Here is a 24051-nt window from a genome sequence, read left to right as displayed (position 1 = left end):
CAATTGGCACTCACACAATTGCGTTCAATCATTCCCACTCGATTAAAACTTTCGGCTGGCGCCGCCGCCGGCAGATGATCCACCGCCGAAGCCTCCAAAGCCTCCGCCTCCGCCACCTCTGCCAAAGCCTCCACCAAAACCTCCTGGATAACCTCCCCGTCCCCTTGAACGTGGTCCGCCTCCGCCATTTGAGAAGATAATGAAAACAAGCACTATTATAACGATTAATACAAATAGCCAATTGGGCATCGATTCATCCTCCACTGCTTGTGCTGGCATCTCACCGTCCCAATTATATTCTTTTGCTACAGTTTGAAATAATTCGGCATATGTTGCTTGAAATGCTTGATCGACTTCACCGTTACTCGCGTATGGATAAAAAGCATCGTCTAAAATACGTCCTAATTTTCCATCCGGTAACGCACCTTCTAGACCTTGGCCAACAGCAATAACTACATCATTATTTCCTTGTCCTTGCCCAAATGTAGCCAATAATAGGACACCATTGTTTTTCTTTGCATCTCCAATGCCCCAAGCACGAATTAATTTCGTTGCATACATTTTAGCCTCTTGCCCTTGAATGCTATCCACCGTTACAATCATTATTTCTGCACCTGTACCTTTGTCTAATTGCTCTGAATAATGATTGAGTTCTTCCTTTACAGAAGTTGAAAGCACATTCGCAAAATCATGAATGTACGTATTTTTCATTGGTGTAGGCAACTGTGCTAGCGCACTATTAGCTGTTACAAGCCACATTAAACAAGCAACTAAAAACGTTACTATCAAACGTTTCATTATTGTTTACCTGAATCACTAAAATCAACTGCAGGTGCTTTTTCAGCTCCGGCTGCTGCCTTAAAGTATTCCTTTTGTTCGAAGCCAAACATACCTGCGATAATATTACCTGGGAAGCGTTTTACTTTTTTATTAAAGCCTTGTACTTCATTATTATAATCTTCACGTGCTACTGTTAATCGATTTTCAGTCCCTGCAAGTTCATCCATTAATTGACGGAAATTTGCATCGGCTTTTAAATTCGGATAATTTTCTACGACTACAAGCAATCGACTAAGTGCACCGTTTAATGCATCATTGGCACTCGCTTGTTCCTCTGGTGTTTGTGCATTCCCCATCTGTGCACGAGCCTCTGTAATGCTGGCAATGACTTCTTGCTCATGATTAGCATATCCTTTTACAGATTCCACTAAATTCGGAATTAGATCATAGCGGCGTTGTAGTTGATTTTCGACTTGAGCCCACTTCGAATCAACATTTTCTTCCGCCGTCACAAGGCCATTATATTTTGGAATAAATAGTAAAGCTAATACAGCTAAAACAATGATGATTATTCCCACAGGTCCAAGTACTTTTTTCAATTTTATATCCTCCCTTAACTTTCTTTTCTTATACCTCTAATGTGTTACAAAAAAACATCACTATGCTAAATATATGCAAACGGATTTATATCGTATGAAACAGGACTAACAAGACATACTAAAAACTGCAACAAACTATACAATTCAGGAGGCGTTTTTTTTGTCACAATCTTTTTATAATGAATCAAATGATGCAACAACACCTAACCAACAACAAAGCCTAAATCATGGTGGCCACGAAGTTATGGACATGCATGAAACAATTGGCGAAATAATCGCTGGACTAAACCTATCCATTATTTTACGTCCGCAAGTAAAAGATCCAGAACTACTTAGCATTTTGGATAATCAATATAATTTCACACTCGGTATGTACAATACGATTGTGGAATCATTTAAAACAGGGCATGATCCTTCCGTTCCAACTGGTCGCTATGAAATGCAGACAGGGAACAACTTCCAATATGGCATTAAGCCCTCTCAGCCGAAAAAGCCAATGCAAAATGCAAGTGAGATAAATGATGAAGTTATATCTGGCTTCTTACTTGGTGCCCATAAAGGTTCAGCTAAATGTATGACTGCAGCAGCGACAGAAACAACAAATCCAGTTGTTCGCCGTGTTGTTGCTGATAGTATTCCCAACTGTATCGAGATGGCATACGAAGTATCTATTTACCAAAATAAGCATGGCTATTATCAAGTGCCACAATACACGCAACAAGATATGCGTGCAATGCTTGATGCTTATGCAACAACTACAAATCCCCTCCATTAAATGCAAAAAAACCATTCATCGCTTTCGCTTTGAATGGTTTTCCATTTTCATTATAGAACTTTTCCTAAAAAGGCTTTTGTACGCTCATTTTTCGGGTTGCCAAAGATGTCTTCTGGTGTCCCTTCTTCTACAATATAGCCACCATCCATAAACACAACACGATCTCCTACTTCTCGTGCAAAGCCCATTTCATGTGTTACTACAATCATTGTCATACCTTCAGATGCTAGATTTTTCATAACATCTAAAACTTCTTTCACCATTTCTGGATCAAGTGCTGAAGTTGGTTCATCAAATAAAATAGCTTTAGGTTTCATCGCTAATGCTCTTGCAATCGCTACGCGTTGTTGTTGTCCACCTGAAAGCTGCTCAGGATAGTTGTAAGCCTTACTATCTAGACCGACTTTTTGCAGTAACTCATGGCCAAGTTTCTCTGCATCCGCACGATTCATTTTTCGAATTTGCATTGGAGCCATTGTTACATTATCAATTACATTCATGTGAGGGAACAAATTAAATTGTTGGAATACCATACCGACCTCTGCTCGTATAGCATTTATATTCGTTTTTGGTCCATTTACCTTCACATTCTCTATATAAATTGCTCCATCCGTCACTTCTTCTAGCATATTAATGCAACGTAAAAAAGTACTTTTCCCTGATCCTGATGGTCCAATTACACAGACAACTTGCTTTTCATGTATTTCATAATCGATGCCCTTTAGCACTTCTAATTTTCCAAAGTATTTGTGTAAGTTTTCAATTCTAATCATCTTGCTTCTCTCCCTTCCGCTTTACGAGGGACATAGCTATTGCTGAATCGTTTTTCGATAAATGCTACTACTTTTGTTACACCATATGTTAAAACCAAGTATAGTAATGCAGCTACAATATACGGTTCCCAGAAACGGAAGCTCGCACCTGCCACAACTTTACTTGCATATAAAATATCTGGCGCTGCAATAACCGTTACTAAAGAAGAGTCTTTTAATAATGCAATAAATTCATTACCAAGCGGTGGAATCATACGTCTAAAAGCCTGTGGTAAAATAACTTTTTTCATCGCTTGATTGTGTGTTAGGCCAAGCGAACGCGCTGCTTCCATTTGTCCTTTATCAATGCTTTGAATACCCGCACGGAATATTTCTGCATTATAGGCTGCACAGTTTAATACTAGTGCGGTAATACCTGACACCATATATCCTAATGAATGGCCAAAAATCGTTGGGATAACCGCTAGATGAATTAATAAAATTTGCACTAGCATTGGTGTTCCACGGAATAAATCTACATATAGTTTACATGGCCAGTAAATAAACTTATTTTTAGATACTTTCCCTAAACCTAACAGTAAGCCTAAAATAATACCACCAAAATAACCACTGAGCGTTAAGATGATTGTTATACCAATACCACGGATAAACATATCACGGTAGTTCCAAACTATGTCCCAGCGTAAATCAAAGATGTCCATTAGAACCCCTACTTTCCCTATCAATTTCTCTACTAAATACGCTAATAAATCAAATGTGCCGCTAGCATGATTAGGCTAACGGCATCATCCATTACTTAAAGTCCTTACCAGTAATTTCTTTTAATTTACCATTGTCTTTAATTTTTTGTAGACCTTCATTTAATAGGTTTAATAATTCCGTATTGCCTTTTTTCACCATAAAGCCGTAGTATTCTTTTTCAAATGCATCATCTTCAATTACTTTAAGTTTTGCTTTTGGGTTAGCTTTAATATATTCATAAATAACTGCATTATCACCAATTGTTGCATCAACGTTACCGTTTAACATTTCTTGAATAGCAACAGGTTGGCTTTCGAATGCCATAATGTTTGTGCTTGCATCACCTTGTAATTTTTTTGCAGCCATATGACCAGTTGCATTTATTTGTACTGAAATCTTTTTATCTTTTAAATCTGCTAATGAAGTAATATCCGAATCCTCTTTAACTACGATTAATAATTGAGATTCATAATATGGCTCTGTAAAATCAAATGAAGCCTTACGTTCTTCATTAATAGTAATACCCGATGCACCGATGTCTGTTTCACCATTTTTAATTGTTTGGAATACAGGCTCCCAACCAATGTTTTCCCATTCTACTTTAATGCCCATTTCGTCTGCAATCGCTTGCAAAATATCGACATCTAATCCTACAATATTCCCTTTATCGTCAATTGATTCAAATGGTGCAAAAGTAGCCTCTGTACCTACCTTATAAACTTTATCCTTGCCGCCGCCACCAGAACCTGCGTCGCCAGATGATGCATCATCTTTTGCACCACAGCCAACTAGCACAAGCGTAAATGCTGCTACAATCATCAATAACGTCCAAAAACGTTTTTTCATAATTTTTCCCCCTAAACGATTAATATTTTCCGACTAATTCATTTTTATCAATTCGGAAATGTTAGACTATTAGGTCAATTATAGTGTCAATAGAGTTGATATACAATACGATTTCGCATAAAAGTGATTATTTTTTCATAATAATGAATTTTACTATACAGAACGAAGAGAAATTATGTAATAAAAACAATATCTATGTCTTAAAATGTATACTTATGCAATTCTAAGATGATTTTTATGCTAAATTTAGATATTTTTGCCCACAAAAAAAGAATCCCCTCAGATAGGATTCTTCTTTTGGGCTAGCATGCTAGCCTCACGATCAGTATGTTCACTAAAAAACTTTTTGGAGTTCTTGCTTTTGATGGTTTAGAAAGGAATAAATATGGGAATAGTGCCTAAGGGACAGATTTCCACCATATTCCTCTCTTTCTCCACTAAGAAGGCTGCTAAGCTACTTATTAGGAGAATCGAGCTATAAAAGTAAATCAATAAATCAGTAAATGGCGCCCTCGGAGGGAATCGAACCCCCAGTGCAAGAACCGGAATCTTACGTGTTATCCATTACACCACGAGGGCAATTGAACATAAAAAAAAAGTACTCACTCTTAGGCTTTACGGTAAAGCATCATGTAGATAATCCTCATTGTAGAAGCATACCTACAAAATAGTGTACTGTACTTTAACTTACGACCTTTCTATTATACAAACGTATTGCCCATAATTCAACTATAAATATTAATTTTTATTATGGATTTAATTTCTTAATATCAGCGTTAATATTTGACCTTCCCTGACTATAATGTGTATGATAAGGTTACAACTGAAATATAATGGATGATTTCAGTAAAAGTATTCGAATTTAGCTTTTTAAGGAGGATTTAACATGAATTTAATTCCTACAGTTATTGAACAAACAAGTCGTGGTGAACGTGCTTATGACATTTATTCACGACTACTAAAAGACCGTATTATCCTATTAGGAAGTGCAATTGATGACAACGTTGCTAACTCAATTGTTGCGCAGCTTCTATTTTTAGAAGCAGAAGATCCAGATAAAGACATTTCTCTTTACATTAACTCACCAGGTGGTTCTATTACAGCTGGTATGGCAATCTACGATACAATGCAATTCATCAAGCCAAAAGTACAAACAATTTGTATTGGTATGGCTGCATCAATGGGTGCTTTCCTACTTGCTGCTGGTGAACCTGGTAAGCGCTATGCATTACCAAATGCAGAAGTAATGATTCACCAACCACTTGGTGGTGCACAAGGTCAAGCGACTGAAATTGAAATTGCTGCAAAACGCATTTTATTCCTTCGTGAAAAATTAAATGGTATTTTATCTGAGCGTACTGGTCAGCCACTAGAAGTCATCTCAAGAGATACTGACCGTGATAACTTCATGACAGCTGAACGCGCAAAAGAATACGGCTTAATCGACCATATTTTTGTACGTAACGAACGCTAATTAGAAAAAACCGTTAAGTCCATGCGACTTAGCGGTTTTTTTATAGGTGCCAGGCACGCAAACAATTCTCAAACAATTTCCATGCTAGCCAATAGCTTGCCAAGGGAAAATTTACTTAGACTGCTTTGGGAATACACGCAATGTAAGACGCAACAATTCGCGTGCTAACGAGGGTTTTGGCTTACGGTGTGTCCGAGGAAAGCATCCACCCGTAGCGGAATTCAACGGCGGCAGATCAAAAACCTCTAAGTCACGTGGACTTAGAGGTTTTTTTGTTTTTAATATGCTAAGCATGGCTTTGCTTAGTCTTCTTTTTCAATAATAGCAGCTAATGATGTAACCGCTTGCTCTGCATCGCTACCTTCACTGCTTAAAACAACCTTTGTACCTTTAGCAATAGCTAAGCTCATTACACCCATAATGGATTTGGCATTTACTTTTTTCTCGTCTTTTTCAAGAAAAATATCAGCACTAAAACGATTTGCTTCCTGTACAAATAACGCCGCTTGTCTAGCTTGTAGTCCTAATTTTAATTTTACCTGGACTGTTTTCTCAGTCATTCGCAATTCTCTCCTTCACTACCGTTCATCTATTAGTTTTATATTACCGCACTTAGCAGTAGAAGAACAATAAGCGATTGCACTAGCTTTCTGTCTTTTGTATGAAAGCTTAACCGCCTATTTTTTCACCTCTTCTTAATGCATCTGCTATTTCGTCTATTTTACGCAATCGATGGTTAACTCCTGATTTACTAACCGTTCCACTTGATACCATTTCACCAAGTTCTTTTAACGTTACATCTTGATATTCCACACGTAAGCGTGCAATTTCACGAAGCTTTTCAGGCAGCTGATCCAGCCCTACTGAATTTTCGATAAAGCGAATATTTTCTACCTGGCGTAGTGCAGCGCCTATCGTTTTATTCAAGTTTGCTGTTTCGCAGTTTACAATACGATTAACACTATTTCGCATATCGCGTAATATACGAACATCTTCAAATTTCATCATTGCTTGATGAGCTCCGACAATGTTTAAAAAATCGGAAATCTTTTCCGCTTCTTTTAAGTATGTCACAAAGCCCTTCTTTCGTTCAATTGTTTTTGCATTCAACTCAAATTCATTCATCAAATCCATTAATGCTTCACCGTGTTCTTTATACAAAGAATAAATTTCTAAGTGATAGGCAGACGTTTCTGGGTTATTTACCGAGCCACCTGCTAAAAATGCTCCACGTAAGTAAGCTCTTTTATGGCCACTCTTTTTAATAAGCTCTTTAGAAATCGTGTGATTGAATTGGAAATCATCCGAAATTATCGCTAAATCAATGAGTAACTCACGCGCCCCTTCTCGCACACGACATATATAAACGTTGTTCTTTTTCAAACGCATTTTTTTACGTACAAGTAGCTCGACGTTATAGGGGTACAACTTCTTCATAATTGTGTAAAGCCTTCTAGCGATTGCAGCATTTTCAGTCTGCACGTCTAAACTAAGTTGCTTGTTAGCAAAAGATAATGAACCATTCATACGAATTAAAGCAGATACTTCTGCTTTCATACAATAATCGTCCGCTTCTACTTGCGTCAGCTCTTTTTTCGTTTCTGAAGCAAATGACATATTACGCCCTCCTTTCGACCTTTATTTCTATGTATATGTTCATCTTACCATATACAACAAGCATTCTTTAGGACTCTATTGTAGGCTTCCTTACTTTTTCGGTAAGATTTTTGCATAATCCACAAGCCATTGTGCTACATTTGCAGAATTATGGCGAACTGTCCCATCTGGTCGAATGGTTGCAATATCACGTTTAATAACCTCTAATCCCATACTTTCCAGCTTACCAACATCAAATGTTACGGGCTCCGCACATTCTTCTTTATACAGCTCTTTAACGGGGTGCGGAAGCTGTTCATCATTTACTAAAATAGCATCAATAAAAGAATTTCCAACATGCTTGTGAATAGCTTCAACATGGTCACCTGCTGTATATGAAATCGTTTCACCTTTTTGGGTCATTAAATTACATACATAAATTTTTCGTCCCTTGGCTCTTACTACAGCTTCTCCAATTTCTTTTACTAGCAAATTAGGAATAATACTCGTATATAAGCTTCCAGGTCCTATTAAAATATAGTCAGCTCGATTAATGGCTCGTATTGCCTCCGGTAGCGGTTGCACATTGTCAGGCACTAAAAAAACGCGGTTAATGCGCTTTCCAGCAGTTGGAATTTTCGACTCCCCTTCAATGACTACCCCATCTTCTAATTCGGCATTTAAAGTAATTTTTTTATTAGCCGCTGGAATTACTCGACCATGTACTTTTAAAACTTTTCCCATTTCGCTAATAGCATGGCTAAAATCTCCGGTAATATCGGTTAATGCCGTTAACATTAAATTGCCAAGAGAATGACCATTTAAATCCTCTGATACCGAAAAACGATATTGAAACATTTGCTCAACGAGTGGCTCCACATCCGATAATGCAGCGATGACATTACGAACATCACCAGGCGGAGGGATATCGTAATCATCACGTAAACGTCCTGAGGAACCACCATCATCCGCAACTGTTACAATTGCAGTGATATCAAACGGGTGATGCTTTAAACCACGTAGTAACGTAGAAAGGCCAGTACCACCACCTATTACAACTAGCCTTGTATGCTTTTTCCCCATTCACTCAATCCTTTCTTCGATTGATGTCACGGTGCGATATCACAGCATTTTCTTTTTTGGCTAAGCAAGCGCCAAAATATTCTGCTAAAGTCACCGAACGATGCTGTCCTCCTGTACAACCAAAAGCAATGACAAGTTGTGATTTCCCCTCTTGTTTATAAAGCGGTATCATAAATTCAAACAAATCCGTTAGTTTTTGAATAAGGATTTGTGTATCCTCTAACGCTAATACATAAGAAGAGACTTCAGTTTGCAAACCAGTTTTAGGGCGCAATTCCTCCACATAATAAGGATTTTTTAAAAAGCGCACATCAAATACTAAGTCTGCATCTATTGGCATACCGTGTTTATATCCAAAGGACATAATATTAATTGAAAAAGTATGATCTGCATCACTTGCAAATTCCTTAACGATTTTCTCGCGTAGCTCTTTTGGTTTCATGTTAGACGTATTATAAACGAAATTAGCGCGACCTTTTACTTCTGATAGAAGTACGCGTTCTTGTTTAATACCATCTAGCGGTAAACCAGTTACAGCTAACGGATGCGCACGTCTTGTTTCCTTATAACGTCTTACAAGCGTTGCATCATCTGCATCTAAAAATAAAATGCGGACAATGATGTCGCCTTCTTTTAATATTTGGTCGAGCGCACCAATAAGCGAATCAAAAAAGTTGCCGCCACGCATATCCATGACAGCTGCAATACGTGTAATATTTTTACCTGAATCCCTTAGTAAAGTTAAAAAAGTCGTGAGTAACGCTGGTGGTAAATTATCAATACAGTAATACCCTAAATCCTCAAAGCTTTGAATAGCTACGGTCTTCCCAGCTCCAGACATTCCTGTAATAATGACCAATTCATGTGTACATTGTTGACTTTCAACCACCACTGTCATGCAGCTCCTTTATTGTTCTATTGATATTTGTATTTTCTCATGAAGCAATTCAAAATCTTTCGTGTATTCGAATGTGCCGTACTGAATGCCTGATTGCGAAACAGCAAATTGTAAATTTGTTCGATCACCTTCAGCCATCGGCAAATGTTTTAAATCCCCAACTGGGTGCCATGCAAGCTTACCTTCTCTTGTTTCTTCGAATGGTACTCCTTCTATATCTTTCGCCATAAAAGTATAGAGCATCCATTCATCCACCTTAACGTTATCTTCTTTAATAATCATCGTATATACACCCTTTAGATGCGCGTTCAATGGTATAACATTTGTTTCTTCCTGAAACTCACGTAAAGCAGCCTCATAAATCGACTCACCGCTCTCCATTTTTCCGCCTGGTGCTACATACCAGCCCCGTCTCGGCTTTTGAAGTAATAATACTTTGCCGTCTTTTACGGCAATTAAGTTTGCAATTCTTTGCATAGACACACCTCTAATCTCTTTTGCATTATATTTTTTATTATAGCAAGACCTATCAGAGTTTGTCCTCATTTCACAACTATGGTATCTTGCGCAAAAAATCGATTATATTGAATCATCATTTAGGGTTTTTGTTTCTTTTTGTATAAAGGCTCGTCGTACTCCCAATGACAGTTATTTTACACGAATAATCATACTTATAGTATACAGTTTTCTGTTGTTAGACATGACACATTCAAAAATAATAAGCCTAAGCATCAGGCTTATTATTGCATAAAACTCCACTTCGCTTTCGTACGGTTTGTTGCGCCTTACTTTTTGTACTGTTGCTACAGGAATTTATATGGAGAGATTCACTTAAATTCAGAATTGTTTTAGTGACTGGCACTGGCACAACTCATAAGAATTCAGAATTGTTTTAGTGACTGGCACTAACACAAATATCAAAAATAGGTTGCTCCCACCTAATTAGGCGGAAACAACCTACTAAAAAAATAAAAGGGGGATTGCTAATTACACTCTAAATAATACACCTTTTATATGTCATTCAAGTTACAGCAATATTAAAACCGTATTAAAAAATTGTATTTTTTTCCGGTAATAACGGCCAATAGCAACCAGCTTTTTGTCGCTAAACGCTGGTATTCGATACGAACTGTTTTTTAGGCCAATTATGCGTTAATTTTTTCTAATAATTCTTCCACATAATGTTGTGCTGCTTGTGCTGCAATACTACCGTCGCCAGTCGCAGTTACGATTTGGCGAAGCGATTTTTCACGTACATCTCCTGCAGCAAAAATACCTGGTACTTTAGTTTCCATATTATCGTTAGTCACAATATAACCAGCTTCATTTAAAATTCCTAATGCTCCAAAAGGTTTTGTTAATGGAAGCATACCAATATAGATAAATACGCCATCTGCATTAAATTCTGATTCTGTGCCGTCAACAGTTGATTGTAACGTAACGCTGCCTACTTTACCGTTAGCATCGTTAATTTCTTTTACTGTTGCATTCCAAATGAAATCAATTTTTTCGTTGGCAAATGCACGATCTTGTAGAATTTTTTGAGCACGTAATTTGTCACGACGGTGAACAATTGTTACTTTATCAGCAAAACGTGTTAAATAAACGCCTTCTTCAACAGCTGAATCCCCACCACCTACGACAACGAGATTTTTTTGTTTAAAGAATGCACCATCACATACTGCACAATAGCTGACACCGCGTCCACCAAGTTCTTTTTCACCTGGTACACCCATTTTTTTATATTCTGCACCTGTAGAAAGGATAATTGATCGTGTTTTATATTCTTTAGCACCAGATTTAATGATTTTGTATTCTTCTCCATCGATGATTTCTGAAACATCACCGTATGCATACTCAGCGCCAAATTTTTTCGCATGGTCGAACATTTTAGTAGATAGCTCAGGCCCTAAAATAGTATCAAACCCTGGATAATTTTCTACTTCTTCTGTATTCGCCATTTGTCCGCCAGGAATACCACGCTCAATCATTAGCGTTGAAAGGTTTGCACGTGATGTATAAACAGCCGCAGTCATGCCGGCAGGTCCTGCTCCGATAATAACAACATCATAAATTTTTTCTTCTGACATACATACTTCCTCCTAAACTTGTAAAACTTTTTTATAATAACGTTAGTATGTTCATCGTATGTGAAAGCATTAAGTTATTCAACTATGTTGCTCACAACCTTAATTTAACTCGTTGGTAAAAACGTTAACATTTCTTCAATATATTTAGATAATGTAGACACAGATATCCCATACTGCTCTGCAATTTCCTTTTTCGTCACCTTCAACATGCGAGATGAGCGGAATAAGAAATCATTTGCACCTGCAATTGCTGCTGGATTTGTAAAGCGATAATTTTCACTAAGTGCTTGTTCACAAAGCACAAACCACATTTGAAACATCGGTGCAACTAATGTTGTCATTTTCCCATATTGCTCTAATAATATTTCTGATACACGGACGGCTCTTAAAAAGCTTGCCTCGACTTTGTTTTTTTCATCAAACTGATGACCAAGTGCATAAGCTAAAAAAAGCTTTTCAAAAGCATCAAATTGTTCAACATCTATCCATTTAGGATGAGCAATGATTTCCTGTTTATGCGCTGTACCTTTTAGTAAAAACAAACCGAATAGACGATCACTTATATATTCACTTTCAAGTTTAGATACAATGAAGTCACGATCATGTTCTAATGCGTCAAGCTCATATGTATTTTCATGCTGACGCCAAGGTTCAAAGCCCTCTTTCTCTGGATCAAGCTCAAGCAACTGCTCCCAAGCACCCTTTGAAATTTCATCATAGCCAGAGAAATATGCCGCATGAGATAACCAAAAGTAAAATCCTGGATCACCTAAATAGCCACGTTTTTGCATGCTTCGTAGCCATTTAAAGGCTATTTCATATTGACCAATAAGTGCAAGCGTTGCACCTAGTTTATAACGATGATCCCAAGCATAAGGCTGTATTTTCACCAACACTTCTAAAAGGGCATTTAATTCCTCATCATTTTTCTCATAATACGCAATAACCGTTAAATTGCATAACGCATGTAAATTTCCTTTATTTTCACGCAGTACAGTGTTTAGAATTGCTTTTGCCTGCTCTGCTTCACCGACATAAAAATAAGCTAAAGCTAAATTATTGTATGCAGACCAAAATTCTGGTCTATCTTCTACTAGTTGTTCTAAAATGTTTATTGCTTCTGGAAAATCTCCCTTTTCCATACAACGACGAGCTTGCTCCTGACGATATAAATCCTCGCCACTGCCTTCAAGCTCTTCATAATCATCTTGTTCAAAAGCTACAAACTCCAATATTTCTGCCGCTTCATCTGCATAAGCACCCTCAGGTTCCATTTCTAAGTACTGCTCCGCAAAGCGTTTGGCATCTTGAATAATGCCGACGCACCCAGACACTTCCGCCATATAAAATATAATTTCCGGCTCATTTGGATCTAATTGATAGGCACGGCGAAGTAAATCATAGGCTTCTTCAAAACCTTGACCTTCTAATTCTACAATCGCTAATTGCAATAAAATCATTGGATCATCTGGACTTAAATCAACAGCACGCTGTAAATATTTATAGGCTTTATCCATCTGTCCGCTATTCATCGCTTGAATTGATTTTTTATAATAATAGTCGCCTGTTGGAATGAACGATACGACATTCGTTTGCTTCTCTTTTTGACGTTTCTTTTCCAAAATATTTCCTCCGAAACAAGAAATAAGGAACGCATCATACGTTCCTTTTTACAGTAACTTATATTATACCATACAATAAGCGATATGCTGTTATTTCTCCTCGTGACGTTTTTCCAACACATGCAATACATCAAAAACATTTACTTTTTGTTCTTGTAGTAAAACTAATAGATGGTAAATTAAATCTGCTGCTTCCCATTTTACCTCTTCTGCATCACGATTTTTTGCACCGATGACAACCTCTGTTGCTTCTTCTCCAACTTTTTTACAAATTTTATCGATGCCTTTATCGAATAAATATGTAGTGTATGCTCCCTCTGGCATTTCTTGCTCACGCTTTTCAATTACTTTGACTAGTTCAGGGATAATACCAACCGAGCCAACTTTAGCATTTTCTTGAAGTACATTAGTAAAGCAAGAAGTCGTTCCATTGTGGCATGCTGGGCCAGCAGGAAGTACTTCTACAACTAATGCATCGCCATCACAATCCGCTTTAATGGATACTACCTTTTGTACGTTTCCACTTGTAGCTCCTTTATGCCATAGCTCTTCGCGAGAACGTGAGTAAAACCATGTTTCGCCTGTTTCCAATGTTTTTTCTAATGACTCTTTATTCATATAAGCTACTGTTAATACTTCTTTTGTATTGGCATCTTGCACAACAGCTGTCACAAGACCTTTATCGTCAAATTTAATGTTATCAATCATCGAACTGCCACTCCTTTTTCACGTAAGTATTGTTTTACTTGCGCTACGCTCGTTTCCTTGTAATGAAAAATGGATGCTGCAAGTGCTGCATCTGCATCTACATCATCTGCTAATACTTCGTAAAAATGTTCGGCATTCCCTGCACCACCACTTGCAATGACGGGGACTGTCACGGAATCTCTTACCGCTTTTGTTAACGCTAAATCAAAGCCAGATTTTTCTCCGTCCTGATTCATACTTGTTAATAAAATCTCACCAGCGCCTAAGCGAACAGCCTCTTTTGCCCACTCTATCACTCGCCATGATGTTTTGTTGCGGCCTCCGTGTGTATACACCATCCACGTACCGTCTTCTTCACTGTAGCGCGCATCGATTGCAACAACAATACATTGAGCACCGAAGAAGTCAGAACCTTCCTTAATAAGCTCTGGACGTTCTAAAGCAGATGTATTAACGGATACTTTATCAGCACCAGCTCGTAAAATACGTTTCATATCCTCTAACGAGCGAATACCACCGCCAACGGTAAATGGAATAGCTAATGTCGCCGCTGTTTGGCGCACCACATCGACCATTGTTTCACGACCTTCATGCGATGCCGATATATCTAAAAATACAAGCTCATCTGCCCCTTGCTCATCATAAAACTTTGCAAGCTCTACCGGATCTCCTGCATCGCGCAATGAAACGAACTGTACACCTTTGACAACACGCCCATCCTTCACATCAAGACATGGAATAATACGTTTTGTTAGCACGCCGCCACCCCTTTTAACCATTGTTCTAATAAGTACACGCCTAACTCACCCGATTTTTCAGGATGGAACTGCATACCTGTAATAGAGCCGTTTGCAACGATGCCTGGCACTTCAATACCATGATAGTCTGCATAAGCCACAAGCTCTGTTGCATCAATATTTGTCGCATAAAATGAATGGACAAAATAAACATGTTCAGCAGTTGCTTCATCTTTTAACCATGCAGGACGATTTGTCACAATCAATTCATTCCACCCCATATGAGGTACTCGAAAGGATTGTTCCCCTTGAACACCACTAAAGCGCTGAATACTCCCTTTGAAGAACCCAAGGCCCTTCGTTAATGTCACTTCTGCACTTTCCTCAAATAGTAACTGCATCCCTAAACAAATACCGAGCAATGGTCGATTTTCTGCCTTTACTTTTTGTAGGTAGTTATCTAATTTTGTTTCCGCTAAGCGTTTCATTGCATCTGGAAAAGCGCCCACACCTGGCAGTAAAAGTGCATCGACTTCATCTAGCTCGTGTTCATCTGCTGTTACAACGACCTCACAGCCCAGACGTTTTAATGCTTCCTCGACACTAAATAAATTGCCCATCCCATAGTCGATTACACCGATTTTCACGTTAACAGCCCCTTTGTTGAAGGTACACCTTTAACACGAGGATCAATCTCAACTGCCGCATCAATCGCACGGGCTAACGCCTTAAAGATAGCTTCAATTATATGGTGCGTATTATGACCATATGGCACAATTACATGCACATTCATTCTTGCTTCAAGTGCGAATTTCCATAAAAACTCATGCACTAATTCTGTATCAAAAGTGCCTACCTTTTCTTTTAGCTCCGGCACGCGATATTCTAAATGCGGACGATTTGAGCAATCAACCACGACTTGAGCAAGTGCGTCATCCATTGGGACAAAGGCGTTACCGTAACGTTTAATGCCTTTCTTATCACCAAGCGCTTCACGAATTGCTTGTCCTAACACAATGCCAAGGTCTTCTGTCGTGTGGTGATCGTCAATGTGCGTATCACCGTTCGCTTGAATTGTGCCATTAAAAAGACCATGTTTAATAAATAAATCCAACATGTGGTCCATAAAACCAACACCTGTTTGTATATCCGCCTTGCCCTCACCATCTAAATCAATGGCTACTGATATTTGTGTTTCATTTGTTGTACGTTCTACCTTTGCGTAGCGTTTCTGTTCTGTCATCGTTCTACTCCTTTTCCCATCCACGAGATTCTACTGCACGAGCATGCCCCTCTAGGCCTTCCATGCGAGCTAAGCGTGCAATTTTCGGGGCATTATCGGCCCACGTTTTTTCAGTGTAATAAACGATGCTCGATTTTTTCACGAAGTCATCTACATTTAAACCACTCGCAAAACGAGCTGTGCTGTTTGTCGGTAATACATGGTTTGTGCCTGCAAAATAATCACCAACAGGCTCTGAGCTATATCGCCCGATAAAGATACCGCCAGCGTGACGTACTTGCTCTGCCACAGCTTCCGCATTTTTTGTAACGATTTCTAAATGTTCTGGAGCTAATGAGTTAATTGCGTCTACTGCATCTGACATCGTTTCGGCAATATAAATCGCACCATAATTTTCTATTGACGCACGTGCTACTTCTTCACGTGGTAAAGTGGCTAATTGCTTTTCCACTTCAAGTGCTACGTTTTTAGCAAGTTGCTCAGATGTTGTCACTAAAATGGCACAAGCCATTTTATCATGCTCTGCCTGTGATAAAAGATCTGCAGCAACCTCATCTGCAAAGGCTGTTTCATCTGCAATTACTGCAATTTCACTTGGTCCCGCAATCATATCAATTGCAACTTCACCAAATACTTCACGTTTAGCAAGTGCTACAAAAATATTGCCAGGGCCTGTAATTTTATCGACCGCTTGAATCGTTTCCGTTCCGTAGGCAAGTGCCGCAATTGCCTGTGCACCACCAATTTTATATACTTCTTCTACTCCTAAAATATGAGCAGCAGCAAGCACGCCAGCAGGTAATTTACCGTCACGACCAGCAGGTGATGTAATAACAATTCGCTTAACCCCAGCTACTTGTGCAGGAATTACGTTCATCAATACGGAGGAGGGATATGCAGCTGTCCCTCCTGGAACGTAAAGACCTACTGCATCGAGCGCAGTAATACGTTGTCCAAGCCAAGAGCCATCTGCTAATTCCATTCGATAGCCAGAACGCTTTTGTTGCTCATGATAGAGACGAATATTTTGTGCAGCTTCCATTAAATCTGCATATAGCTGTGCATCTATCGCGTTTACGCCCTCTGCAATTTCTTCCTTTGTGACACGTAAATTGTCAGGAGCAAAGCCATCCCATTTTTCTGTATATGTACGTACTGCGATGTCACCTTGCGCTCGGACATCCGCCAATACTTGTCGTACAACCTTTAATTGTTCTTCGTTGCCACCTTCAAGTGGTCGTTTCAAGGAAATACCTTTTGCTAACTTTGTTATTTTCATGAAAAAAGTCCCCTTTGGTTTCTAGCAATTCGTGCAGCGCTCTTTTTGCAACTAGTATATAAGTAGAAGCACGTGATATTTAATTAGTCGACGCAATTCTTTAAGCGTTTTACCAGGTCAATGATGCGATCGCCTTTCATTCGATAGCTCACTGGATTGGCAATTAAGCGCGAGGATACATCCGTAATAAACTCATACTCTACTAAGCCATTTTCTTTAAGGGTACGTCCTGTCGATACAATATCTACTATACGGTCCGCTAAGCCTATCATCGGTGCAAGCTCGATCGACCCATTTAATTCAATAATTTCTACTTGCTCGCCAATACCTTTATAGTACTTCATCGCAATGTTTGGATATTTTGTCGCAATGCGTGGCGCAATTTCGTTCATCGTCGTATTAGGTAAGCCTGCTGATGCGATATAGCATGTACTTATTCTTAAATCAAGAAGCTCATGGACGACTCGCTGTTGTTCCAGTAACACGTCTTTTCCGGCAATGCCTATATCTGCAACACCATGCTCGACATACACAGGAACATCCATAGGTTTTGCTAGTATAAAACGAATTTTTTCTTCAGGAATTTCTATCATTAATTTACGCGTCATCTCAACCTCTTCTGGTAAATTAAAGCCTGCTTCGATAAGCATTTGGTATGCCTCTTCAAAAATGCGCCCTTTCGGCATAGCAATCGTTAATTCATTCACCTCGAACTTCCTCCTGTCCAACAACAACTACCTCAGTAAAATGCGTTAAAAAGGCTGCTTCATCGACTAAACTACTTCTTAACTGTAAGGTCGCTTGTTTTCCCGCTGCTCTTAAAGCTTGTATCTTTTCAAGAGCCACCTCAAAGTCTGCTTCCTCAAATAGCACAACGACAGCTTCTTCCTTTTGCAAAGCTTGCGCTGTTATCGTTTCTAATAGTCTGTCTACACGAATACTAAAGCCTGTAGCCCCAACTTTTGAGCCAAATACTTCAAGTAATCCATCATAACGTCCACCATTTCCTAATGGGAAACCGGAGCCTGATGCAAACACTTCAAATAACATGCCTGTGTAATAGCTCATATGGCTTGATAGTGTAAAATCAAACGCAACATACTGAGCTAAGTCAGCAACTTCTAACAATTTTGCGAGCTGTTGCATATATTCTAATGCGTCATTTTTCCGCACATATTTTTCAATATCTCGAATTTCCTTTAAAGTCATTGCCTCTTCGATAAATTGTAACAATGCATCTGATTTTGTCTTTGGTAAATCAAATGACGCCACTGCCTCTTCAAAGCCTACGTAGTTACGCTGCACAAGCAAAGTGCGTAGTGCGTCTTCTTGTTCGATACTTTCTGTATAGTCCTGTAAAATACAATTTAAAACACCTGCATGTCCAATCGTTACTTTGAAATTTTCTATACCAAACTGCTTTAACAGTTCCATTGCTGTAGCGATTACCTCAGCATCCGCAAATACAGAATGATCACCGATTAGCTCAACACCCATTTGCTCAAATTCTGCTGGCCGTCCACCTTCTGTTTCCTGTGCACGGAATACACTAGCAAAGTAAGCTAAGCGGAGCGGTATCATTTCTTTTAATAATTTCGAAGTGGCTACTCGAGCAATCGGTGTTGTCATATCAGGACGTAGGACGAGCGTATTACCCTGACTATCTACAAGCTTGAATAAATGCGCATCGGAAATTGCAGATGCTTTACCTACTGTATCGAAATACTCTACTGTAGGCGTTTTTATAAATTCATAGCCTCTTGAGCGTAAAAAGCTTCGACCTGTATGTCTTACAGCTTCTACTTTTTCATAAATTTGCGGAAATTTATCGCGCATACCAAGTGGCTTTTCAAACATTTTAATCGCTGACATGTTGACACTTCCTCACGTTTCACTTTAACTCACTAGAGTGCTAGAGAATTAGAATATGAAAGTATTTTAACGCATTCCTTTTATTCAGTCAATATATTACGCACTGAATTCTCTAAAAATTTAATTACTTATTATTCAGTTAATTATACACCTATTTATATAAAGTGGAACTTTTATCAATCTCTATTACACAGCTTGAATAACGTAAAAATAGCTAGGACAAAAGAAAAAGTGTTAGATTGACTGCAATCAATCTAACACTTTTTCCAACGCCGTTGATGTCCGCTACGGCGGTGCTTTCCGCGGGCACACCGTAAGCCGCAACCCTCGCTAACGCGCGGTTTGTTGCGTCTTACGTTTTGTGCTTTTCCCGCAGGAGTCACCGCCTCCGCTACCATCAACTAGTGCAATTACATCATGGAGTAATTATATCCAGCCTCTTTTTTTACTTTTTCGGCGTACACCATTGCACAACTTCCTTCTGTTTGCGCTCGGCCATCTGTTCTGCTGTATAAATAATTTGCATCGGGTTACCGCCTGCTAGACAGCCTGCTGGTACATCCTTATGTACTAGTGTTGCGGCTGACACGATGGCTCCGTCACCTATCGTCACTCCAGGTAAAATAGTTGAATTAGCCCCTACCATCACTTCATTGCCAATATGGACATCCCCTAGACGATATTCTTCAATTAAGTATTCATGCGCTAAAATTGTCGTATTAAAGCCAATGACTGTATTATTTCCGACATGAATACGCTCCGGAAACATCGTATCTGGCATGACCATTAAAGCTATAGATGTTTGGTCACCGATTTTCATTTTTAAAAAAGTGCGATACAGCCAGTTCTTCACGCGTAAAAAAGGTGTGAAGCGTCCAATTTGAATGACAATGAAGCACTTCATCACCTTCCAAAAGGACACCGTATCATATACATTCCATAGCGAGTTTGCTCCCTCGACACGATATCTTTCTGTTTTACGCGCCATGCATTTACCCCTCTTTCACAATATCAAGTAAATCCTTCATATGTTGCAATATATATTCTGGGTTAAACTGCTGTAAATATTGTTCCCCTTTAATTGACCATGCGACACCTGCAGCTCTTACACCTGCATTATGCCCAGCTTCAATATCATGAGAATTATCACCAATCATAATGGTGTCTTCTTTTGCTGCACCTAGACGTGATAAAGCAAGTAAAACTGGCTCTGGATCTGGCTTCACATTTTGCACATCATCTGTCCCTACTATCACATCGAATAGATGACTAGCACCTAGAATGTTCAAGCCGCGATCAATCATAGCATTGCGCTTTGTTGAGACAATGGCTAATTTAATACCCATCGACTTTAATTGCTCTAAAGTTGACACAACATCAGGGAACTCGGTCACAAGCTCATCATGATGCGGTTCATTCCAAGCGCGATATTTTGCCATCATTTCGTCTTCTTCACCTGGCGTTAAATCACTAAATGTCTGTTTTAATGACGGACCCATGAATTTTAGGCAATCTTTTGGCGAATATTGCCCGGGAAATCTCTCTTCTAAAACGTGCATAAATGATTGAATGATTAAGTCATTTGTATTTAATAATGTACCATCAAAATCAAAAAGCAATGCTTTTACAGCCATCCTTTACACTCCTTACTTATTGTCCAAATATTTCACTGCGGGCTTTACTTTCAATCTTCGATAAATAATTGCCCCAAGCCCTATGACAATACCAATAATTGAAACGACCTGCGCTGATCGGATATCGCCAATTAAATATAGACTATCTGTACGTAAACCTTCTATATAGAAACGACCAATTGAGTACCATATTAAATAGCTAAAGAATATTTCCCCACGATTTAAATTCACTTTACGTAATGCCAGTAAAATTAATAAGCCGACAAAATTCCATACAGATTCATATAAAAACGTAGGATGTACATATGTGCCTAGTTCTTCGATGTACATTTGATTAATAATCCAATCTGGTAGCATAAGGTTTTCTAAAAATGAACGTGACACTGGTCCACCAAATGCCTCTTGATTCATAAAATTGCCCCAACGGCCAATAATTTGTCCAATTAAAAGACTTGGCGCTAAAATATCTGCCACGCGTAAAAAGCTTACCCCTTTTTTTCGAGTAAATATGTAAGCCGTCACAAATGCACCTATTAGCGCACCATGAATAGCAATACCGCCATTCCAAATTTGAATAATGCTGCCTGGATTTTCACTATAATAATCCCAACGCATAGAAACATAATAAATGCGTGCGCAGATGATAGAAATCGGTACTGCCCATAATAACAAGTCAGCTAAAAAATCTTCGGGCAATCCGCGTTTTACAGCCTCTCTTTGTCCAACAAAATATGCTAAAATAATCCCCGATACAATTAACAATCCGTACCAACGTACAGGAATCGGCCCTAAATGGAAGGCTATCGGGTTAATGTCTAAAAGTAATAAATCCATCTTATGCTCCTCTCAATATTTAACGATTTGTTACCTATTAATCGTCTAATTCATCTGTTGAAGAAATAACTTCATCTAATCGTCTTGAAAACTCTTCAGCTGCATTGACACCCATTTTCTTTAAACGGTAATTCATTGCTGCTACTTCGATAATTACGGATACATTTCGTCCAGGTCGTACTGGAATTGTTAGTTTTGTCAGTTCTGTATCAATTATCTTCATTTTCTCTTCTTCTAAACCTAAACGATCATATACTTTGGTAGGATCCCATATTTCTAACTCAATAATTAAAGTAATACGCTTATATGGTCGTACGGCACTTGCACCAAAGAGTGTCATAATATCGATAATACCAATACCTCGTATTTCCAATAAATGCTCTAAAAGCGGTGGCGGACTACCTATTAAAAAATCCTCAGATTCCTGACGAATTTCCACACAATCATCCGCAACAAGTCGGTGCCCTTTTTTTACAAGCTCTAGCGCTGTTTCACTTTTCCCAACACCGCTTTTTCCGATAATGAGCACACCAATACCATATACATCGACCAACACGCCGTGCGCAGCTGTCATAGGAGCTAAACGTCCCTCTAAATAATTGGTTAGTCTACTCGAAAATTTTGTTGTCGTCATATGTGTTTTAAATACGGGTACATGCTTTTCGTTTGAAGCTTGAATAAGCTCCTCAGGCACTTCTAGGTCACGAGATATAATGATAGCTGGCGTATCCTGTGAACATAGTAAACGCATGCGTTCTAGTTTAACATTCGTTGGTAACATTTCGAAAAAGGAAAGCTCTGTTTTCCCTAGCAATTGTACTCGATTTGCAGGATAATGCGTAAAATATCCAGCCATCTCTAAACCAGGTCTAGAAATATCACTTGTAGTAATAGTTCTTCCAATACCTTCCTCGCCACCTAATAGTTCTAACTTAAATTTTTCCATTACGTCCCTTGTCAATACTACGACCAATGTTTGCAGCCTCCATTCAAACGAATTGAATATTGTTTTATTTTAGCATGCCTATGTATAAAAGAAATGAAATTACACTTGTTTGCATGTTTATATAGTAACACCATTATACTTACTTCTAGACAGCGGTGTAACATACAAGTACAAAATTACGAGAGATATACCATTTACAGTAACAAATAGAAAAACTAGCGGTCTCCAGAACCGCTAGTTTTTGTCATTTATTTATTTTTGAGTTGCTAACCATTTGGCAACAGCTTCAGCGTCTGCACCTTTAATAAGTCCAGCTGGCATTGCCCCACGACCATTGTTAATCACGTCTAAAATTTCTTCTTCAGATAAGCGAGAACCTACATTGTTTAGTGCAGGTGTATTACCCATACCTTGTAGCTCACCACCGTGACAAGAAACGCATGATTTCATTGCGATAGCTTTACCGTCTGGTTCAGCAGCCGTATCGTTATTACCTGTAGCATTATTTTTTTCTCCGCCGCCACCACATGCAGCTAAGAAAATTGCTGAACCGAACACTAATGTTAACATTGCTTTTTTCATTAGTACCCCTCCTAAGTAAATGAATATCTTACCATTGCTATTATACCAAATTTATGCGCGCTTGAAACCTTCACCTAACACCTCATAGGCATCAGAAACGATGACAAACGCAGATGGATCAACGCTTTTAATGAGTTGTTTCAGCTTTGTGAACTCTGTTTGATAGACAACAACCATTAAAACTGGTCGTGCTTCTCCAGTATAACCGCCAATTGCTGGCAATTTTGTCACACCACGATCAATTTCAGCATATATCGCATCACGCACTTCATCTTGTTTCAACGTAATAATATACACCATTTTAGATTGACTAAATCCAAGCTGAATAATATCAATCGTTTTTGTTGTGACATAAAGGCCGATTAAGGCATAGAGTCCTTTTTCTAAGTCAAAAACAATTGCTGCACTAATTGCGATAATTCCATCAATTAATAGTACACTTGTACCAAGCGAAAATCCGGTATACTTTGTAATAATTTGAGCTAGTAAATCAGTGCCACCAGTAGAAGCATTCCCCTTAAAGACTAGACCTATTCCTAATCCGACAACAATTCCTCCAAAAAGTGCACCAAGTAAAGGGTTATCAGTCCAAGGTTCCCAATTATTCGTTAATAAGACGATAAACGGTAACGTTATTGTACCAACAAAAGACTTTACGCCAAACTTTTTACCAAGTATTAGAACTCCAGCTAAAAACAACGGGATATTAAATGCATATTGTACTAGTCCAGGATTCCAGCCAAATAAGCCATGTAAAATGGTACTTATGCCGCTAACGCCCCCTGAAGCTACTTGATTTGGTAGTAAAAATACATTAAAACCAATTGCCACTACTGCGGCACCAACAATTACATACACATATTCCAGAATACTTGCCTTTACATCTTGTGATTGATTCATTTCCTCACGCCCACTTCAACTATCAGAATTTTTCTAAAG

The 24051-nt window shown here is 38.7% G+C and carries 27 protein-coding genes and 1 tRNA gene; 2 read left to right on the top strand and 26 right to left on the bottom strand.

Annotated features, from left to right (window positions below; translation table 11 throughout):
* Positions 1–42: 42 nt before the first annotated feature.
* Both ACIQXW_RS17390 and ACIQXW_RS17385 read right to left on the bottom strand, forming a co-directional pair.
* The gene (locus ACIQXW_RS17390) at positions 43–798 is read right to left on the bottom strand and encodes a TPM domain-containing protein (RefSeq protein WP_402764171.1); all 756 of its coding nucleotides are present in this window, start codon (positions 796–798) and stop codon (positions 43–45) included.
* Positions 798–1379 carry a LemA family protein gene (locus ACIQXW_RS17385; RefSeq protein WP_402764168.1) on the bottom strand — a complete coding sequence of 194 codons (582 nt, stop codon included), beginning with the start codon at positions 1377–1379 and terminating at the stop codon, positions 798–800. Before ACIQXW_RS17385 ends, ACIQXW_RS17390 begins: the two co-directional genes overlap by 1 nt.
* Positions 1380–1539: 160 nt before the next feature.
* Between ACIQXW_RS17385 and ACIQXW_RS17380 the strand changes: the two genes are divergently transcribed.
* Positions 1540–2154: a spore coat protein gene (locus tag ACIQXW_RS17380; RefSeq protein WP_340822526.1), complete on the top strand. Its 615-nt coding sequence runs from the start codon at positions 1540–1542 to the stop codon at positions 2152–2154.
* 50 nt (positions 2155–2204) lie between these two features.
* On the opposite strand, the gene ACIQXW_RS17375 is transcribed toward ACIQXW_RS17380, so the two are convergent.
* From ACIQXW_RS17375 to ACIQXW_RS17360, 4 genes are all read right to left on the bottom strand, one after another.
* Positions 2205–2927: an amino acid ABC transporter ATP-binding protein gene (locus ACIQXW_RS17375; protein WP_340822525.1), complete on the bottom strand. Its 723-nt coding sequence runs from the start codon at positions 2925–2927 to the stop codon at positions 2205–2207.
* Entirely contained in the window at positions 2924–3628 is a 705-nt protein-coding gene (locus ACIQXW_RS17370; protein WP_340822524.1) for an amino acid ABC transporter permease, read from the bottom strand. Before ACIQXW_RS17370 ends, ACIQXW_RS17375 begins: the two co-directional genes overlap by 4 nt.
* 91 nt (positions 3629–3719) lie before the next feature.
* Positions 3720–4514, bottom strand: coding sequence for a basic amino acid ABC transporter substrate-binding protein (locus tag ACIQXW_RS17365; protein ID WP_340822523.1), 795 nt, complete (start codon positions 4512–4514; stop codon positions 3720–3722).
* A 504-nt stretch (positions 4515–5018) separates the two neighbouring features.
* A tRNA-Arg gene (locus tag ACIQXW_RS17360) sits at positions 5019–5093 on the bottom strand.
* Between the two features lie 307 nt (positions 5094–5400).
* Between ACIQXW_RS17360 and clpP the strand changes: the two genes are divergently transcribed.
* The gene (clpP, locus tag ACIQXW_RS17355) at positions 5401–5988 is read left to right on the top strand and encodes an ATP-dependent Clp endopeptidase proteolytic subunit ClpP (RefSeq protein WP_024363901.1); all 588 of its coding nucleotides are present in this window, start codon (positions 5401–5403) and stop codon (positions 5986–5988) included.
* A 302-nt stretch (positions 5989–6290) separates the two neighbouring features.
* Here the strand turns inward: clpP and ACIQXW_RS17350 are convergent, their stop codons facing one another.
* The 20 genes from ACIQXW_RS17350 to ACIQXW_RS17255 all read right to left on the bottom strand — a co-directional run bounded on the left by ACIQXW_RS17350 (position 6291) and on the right by ACIQXW_RS17255 (position 24012).
* Positions 6291–6548 (bottom strand): HPr family phosphocarrier protein, encoded by a 258-nt coding sequence (locus ACIQXW_RS17350; protein ID WP_340822520.1) that lies wholly within the window; start codon positions 6546–6548, stop codon positions 6291–6293.
* 109 nt (positions 6549–6657) lie between these two features.
* Complete coding sequence (gene whiA / locus ACIQXW_RS17345) at positions 6658–7605, bottom strand: DNA-binding protein WhiA (protein WP_173479448.1); 948 nt, start codon at positions 7603–7605, stop codon at positions 6658–6660.
* A gap of 90 nt (positions 7606–7695) precedes the next feature.
* Entirely contained in the window at positions 7696–8667 is a 972-nt protein-coding gene (locus ACIQXW_RS17340) for a gluconeogenesis factor YvcK family protein (protein ID WP_340822518.1), read from the bottom strand.
* A 4-nt stretch (positions 8668–8671) separates the two neighbouring features.
* On the bottom strand, positions 8672–9565 hold the full coding sequence (gene rapZ, locus ACIQXW_RS17335; protein ID WP_340822516.1) for an RNase adapter RapZ: 894 nt from the start codon (positions 9563–9565) through the stop codon (positions 8672–8674).
* 9 nt (positions 9566–9574) lie between these two features.
* Positions 9575–10042 (bottom strand): NUDIX domain-containing protein, encoded by a 468-nt coding sequence (locus ACIQXW_RS17330; RefSeq protein WP_340822515.1) that lies wholly within the window; start codon positions 10040–10042, stop codon positions 9575–9577.
* A 668-nt stretch (positions 10043–10710) separates the two neighbouring features.
* Positions 10711–11655, bottom strand: a complete 945-nt coding sequence (gene trxB, locus ACIQXW_RS17325; protein WP_402764159.1) for a thioredoxin-disulfide reductase — start codon at positions 11653–11655, stop codon at positions 10711–10713.
* Between the two features lie 104 nt (positions 11656–11759).
* Entirely contained in the window at positions 11760–13277 is a 1518-nt protein-coding gene (locus tag ACIQXW_RS17320; RefSeq protein ID WP_340822512.1) for a tetratricopeptide repeat protein, read from the bottom strand.
* A gap of 90 nt (positions 13278–13367) precedes the next feature.
* Complete coding sequence (gene hisIE, locus ACIQXW_RS17315) at positions 13368–13985, bottom strand: bifunctional phosphoribosyl-AMP cyclohydrolase/phosphoribosyl-ATP diphosphatase HisIE (RefSeq protein ID WP_402764156.1); 618 nt, start codon at positions 13983–13985, stop codon at positions 13368–13370.
* Positions 13982–14743, bottom strand: coding sequence for an imidazole glycerol phosphate synthase subunit HisF (hisF, locus tag ACIQXW_RS17310; RefSeq protein WP_402764153.1), 762 nt, complete (start codon positions 14741–14743; stop codon positions 13982–13984). The genes hisIE and hisF overlap by 4 nt, the downstream gene beginning before the upstream one ends.
* On the bottom strand, positions 14737–15369 hold the full coding sequence (gene hisH, locus ACIQXW_RS17305; RefSeq protein WP_402764150.1) for an imidazole glycerol phosphate synthase subunit HisH: 633 nt from the start codon (positions 15367–15369) through the stop codon (positions 14737–14739). The genes hisF and hisH overlap by 7 nt, the downstream gene beginning before the upstream one ends.
* Positions 15366–15965, bottom strand: a complete 600-nt coding sequence (gene hisB, locus ACIQXW_RS17300) for an imidazoleglycerol-phosphate dehydratase HisB (protein ID WP_401020021.1) — start codon at positions 15963–15965, stop codon at positions 15366–15368. Before hisB ends, hisH begins: the two co-directional genes overlap by 4 nt.
* 4 nt (positions 15966–15969) lie before the next feature.
* Positions 15970–17244, bottom strand: coding sequence for a histidinol dehydrogenase (hisD, locus tag ACIQXW_RS17295; RefSeq protein WP_402764147.1), 1275 nt, complete (start codon positions 17242–17244; stop codon positions 15970–15972).
* Positions 17245–17327: 83 nt separating this feature from the next.
* Complete coding sequence (gene hisG, locus ACIQXW_RS17290; protein WP_340822501.1) at positions 17328–17951, bottom strand: ATP phosphoribosyltransferase; 624 nt, start codon at positions 17949–17951, stop codon at positions 17328–17330.
* A complete protein-coding gene (locus ACIQXW_RS17285) occupies positions 17944–19116 on the bottom strand; it encodes an ATP phosphoribosyltransferase regulatory subunit (protein WP_401020027.1) in 1173 nt (390 codons plus the stop codon). Before ACIQXW_RS17285 ends, hisG begins: the two co-directional genes overlap by 8 nt.
* A 445-nt stretch (positions 19117–19561) precedes the next feature.
* Positions 19562–20104 carry an acyltransferase gene (locus ACIQXW_RS17280; protein WP_340822498.1) on the bottom strand — a complete coding sequence of 181 codons (543 nt, stop codon included), beginning with the start codon at positions 20102–20104 and terminating at the stop codon, positions 19562–19564.
* 4 nt (positions 20105–20108) lie between these two features.
* Positions 20109–20750, bottom strand: a complete 642-nt coding sequence (ppaX, locus tag ACIQXW_RS17275) for a pyrophosphatase PpaX (RefSeq protein WP_402764143.1) — start codon at positions 20748–20750, stop codon at positions 20109–20111.
* Positions 20751–20762: 12 nt separating this feature from the next.
* Positions 20763–21584 (bottom strand): prolipoprotein diacylglyceryl transferase, encoded by an 822-nt coding sequence (gene lgt, locus ACIQXW_RS17270; RefSeq protein WP_340822495.1) that lies wholly within the window; start codon positions 21582–21584, stop codon positions 20763–20765.
* 37 nt (positions 21585–21621) lie between these two features.
* Positions 21622–22557 carry an HPr(Ser) kinase/phosphatase gene (hprK, locus tag ACIQXW_RS17265; protein WP_340822494.1) on the bottom strand — a complete coding sequence of 312 codons (936 nt, stop codon included), beginning with the start codon at positions 22555–22557 and terminating at the stop codon, positions 21622–21624.
* A gap of 225 nt (positions 22558–22782) precedes the next feature.
* A complete protein-coding gene (cccB, locus tag ACIQXW_RS17260; RefSeq protein ID WP_340822493.1) occupies positions 22783–23112 on the bottom strand; it encodes a cytochrome c551 in 330 nt (109 codons plus the stop codon).
* Between the two features lie 51 nt (positions 23113–23163).
* Positions 23164–24012 (bottom strand): YitT family protein, encoded by an 849-nt coding sequence (locus ACIQXW_RS17255; RefSeq protein ID WP_401020032.1) that lies wholly within the window; start codon positions 24010–24012, stop codon positions 23164–23166.
* Positions 24013–24051 lie beyond the last annotated feature (39 nt).

This window comes from Lysinibacillus sp. NPDC097162, from assembly GCF_044762185.1.
Lineage (GTDB): Bacteria > Bacillota > Bacilli > Bacillales_A > Planococcaceae > Lysinibacillus.
The sequence above is the reverse complement of the archived record's forward strand: the minus strand, read 5'-3'. Positions and strand labels throughout refer to the sequence as shown.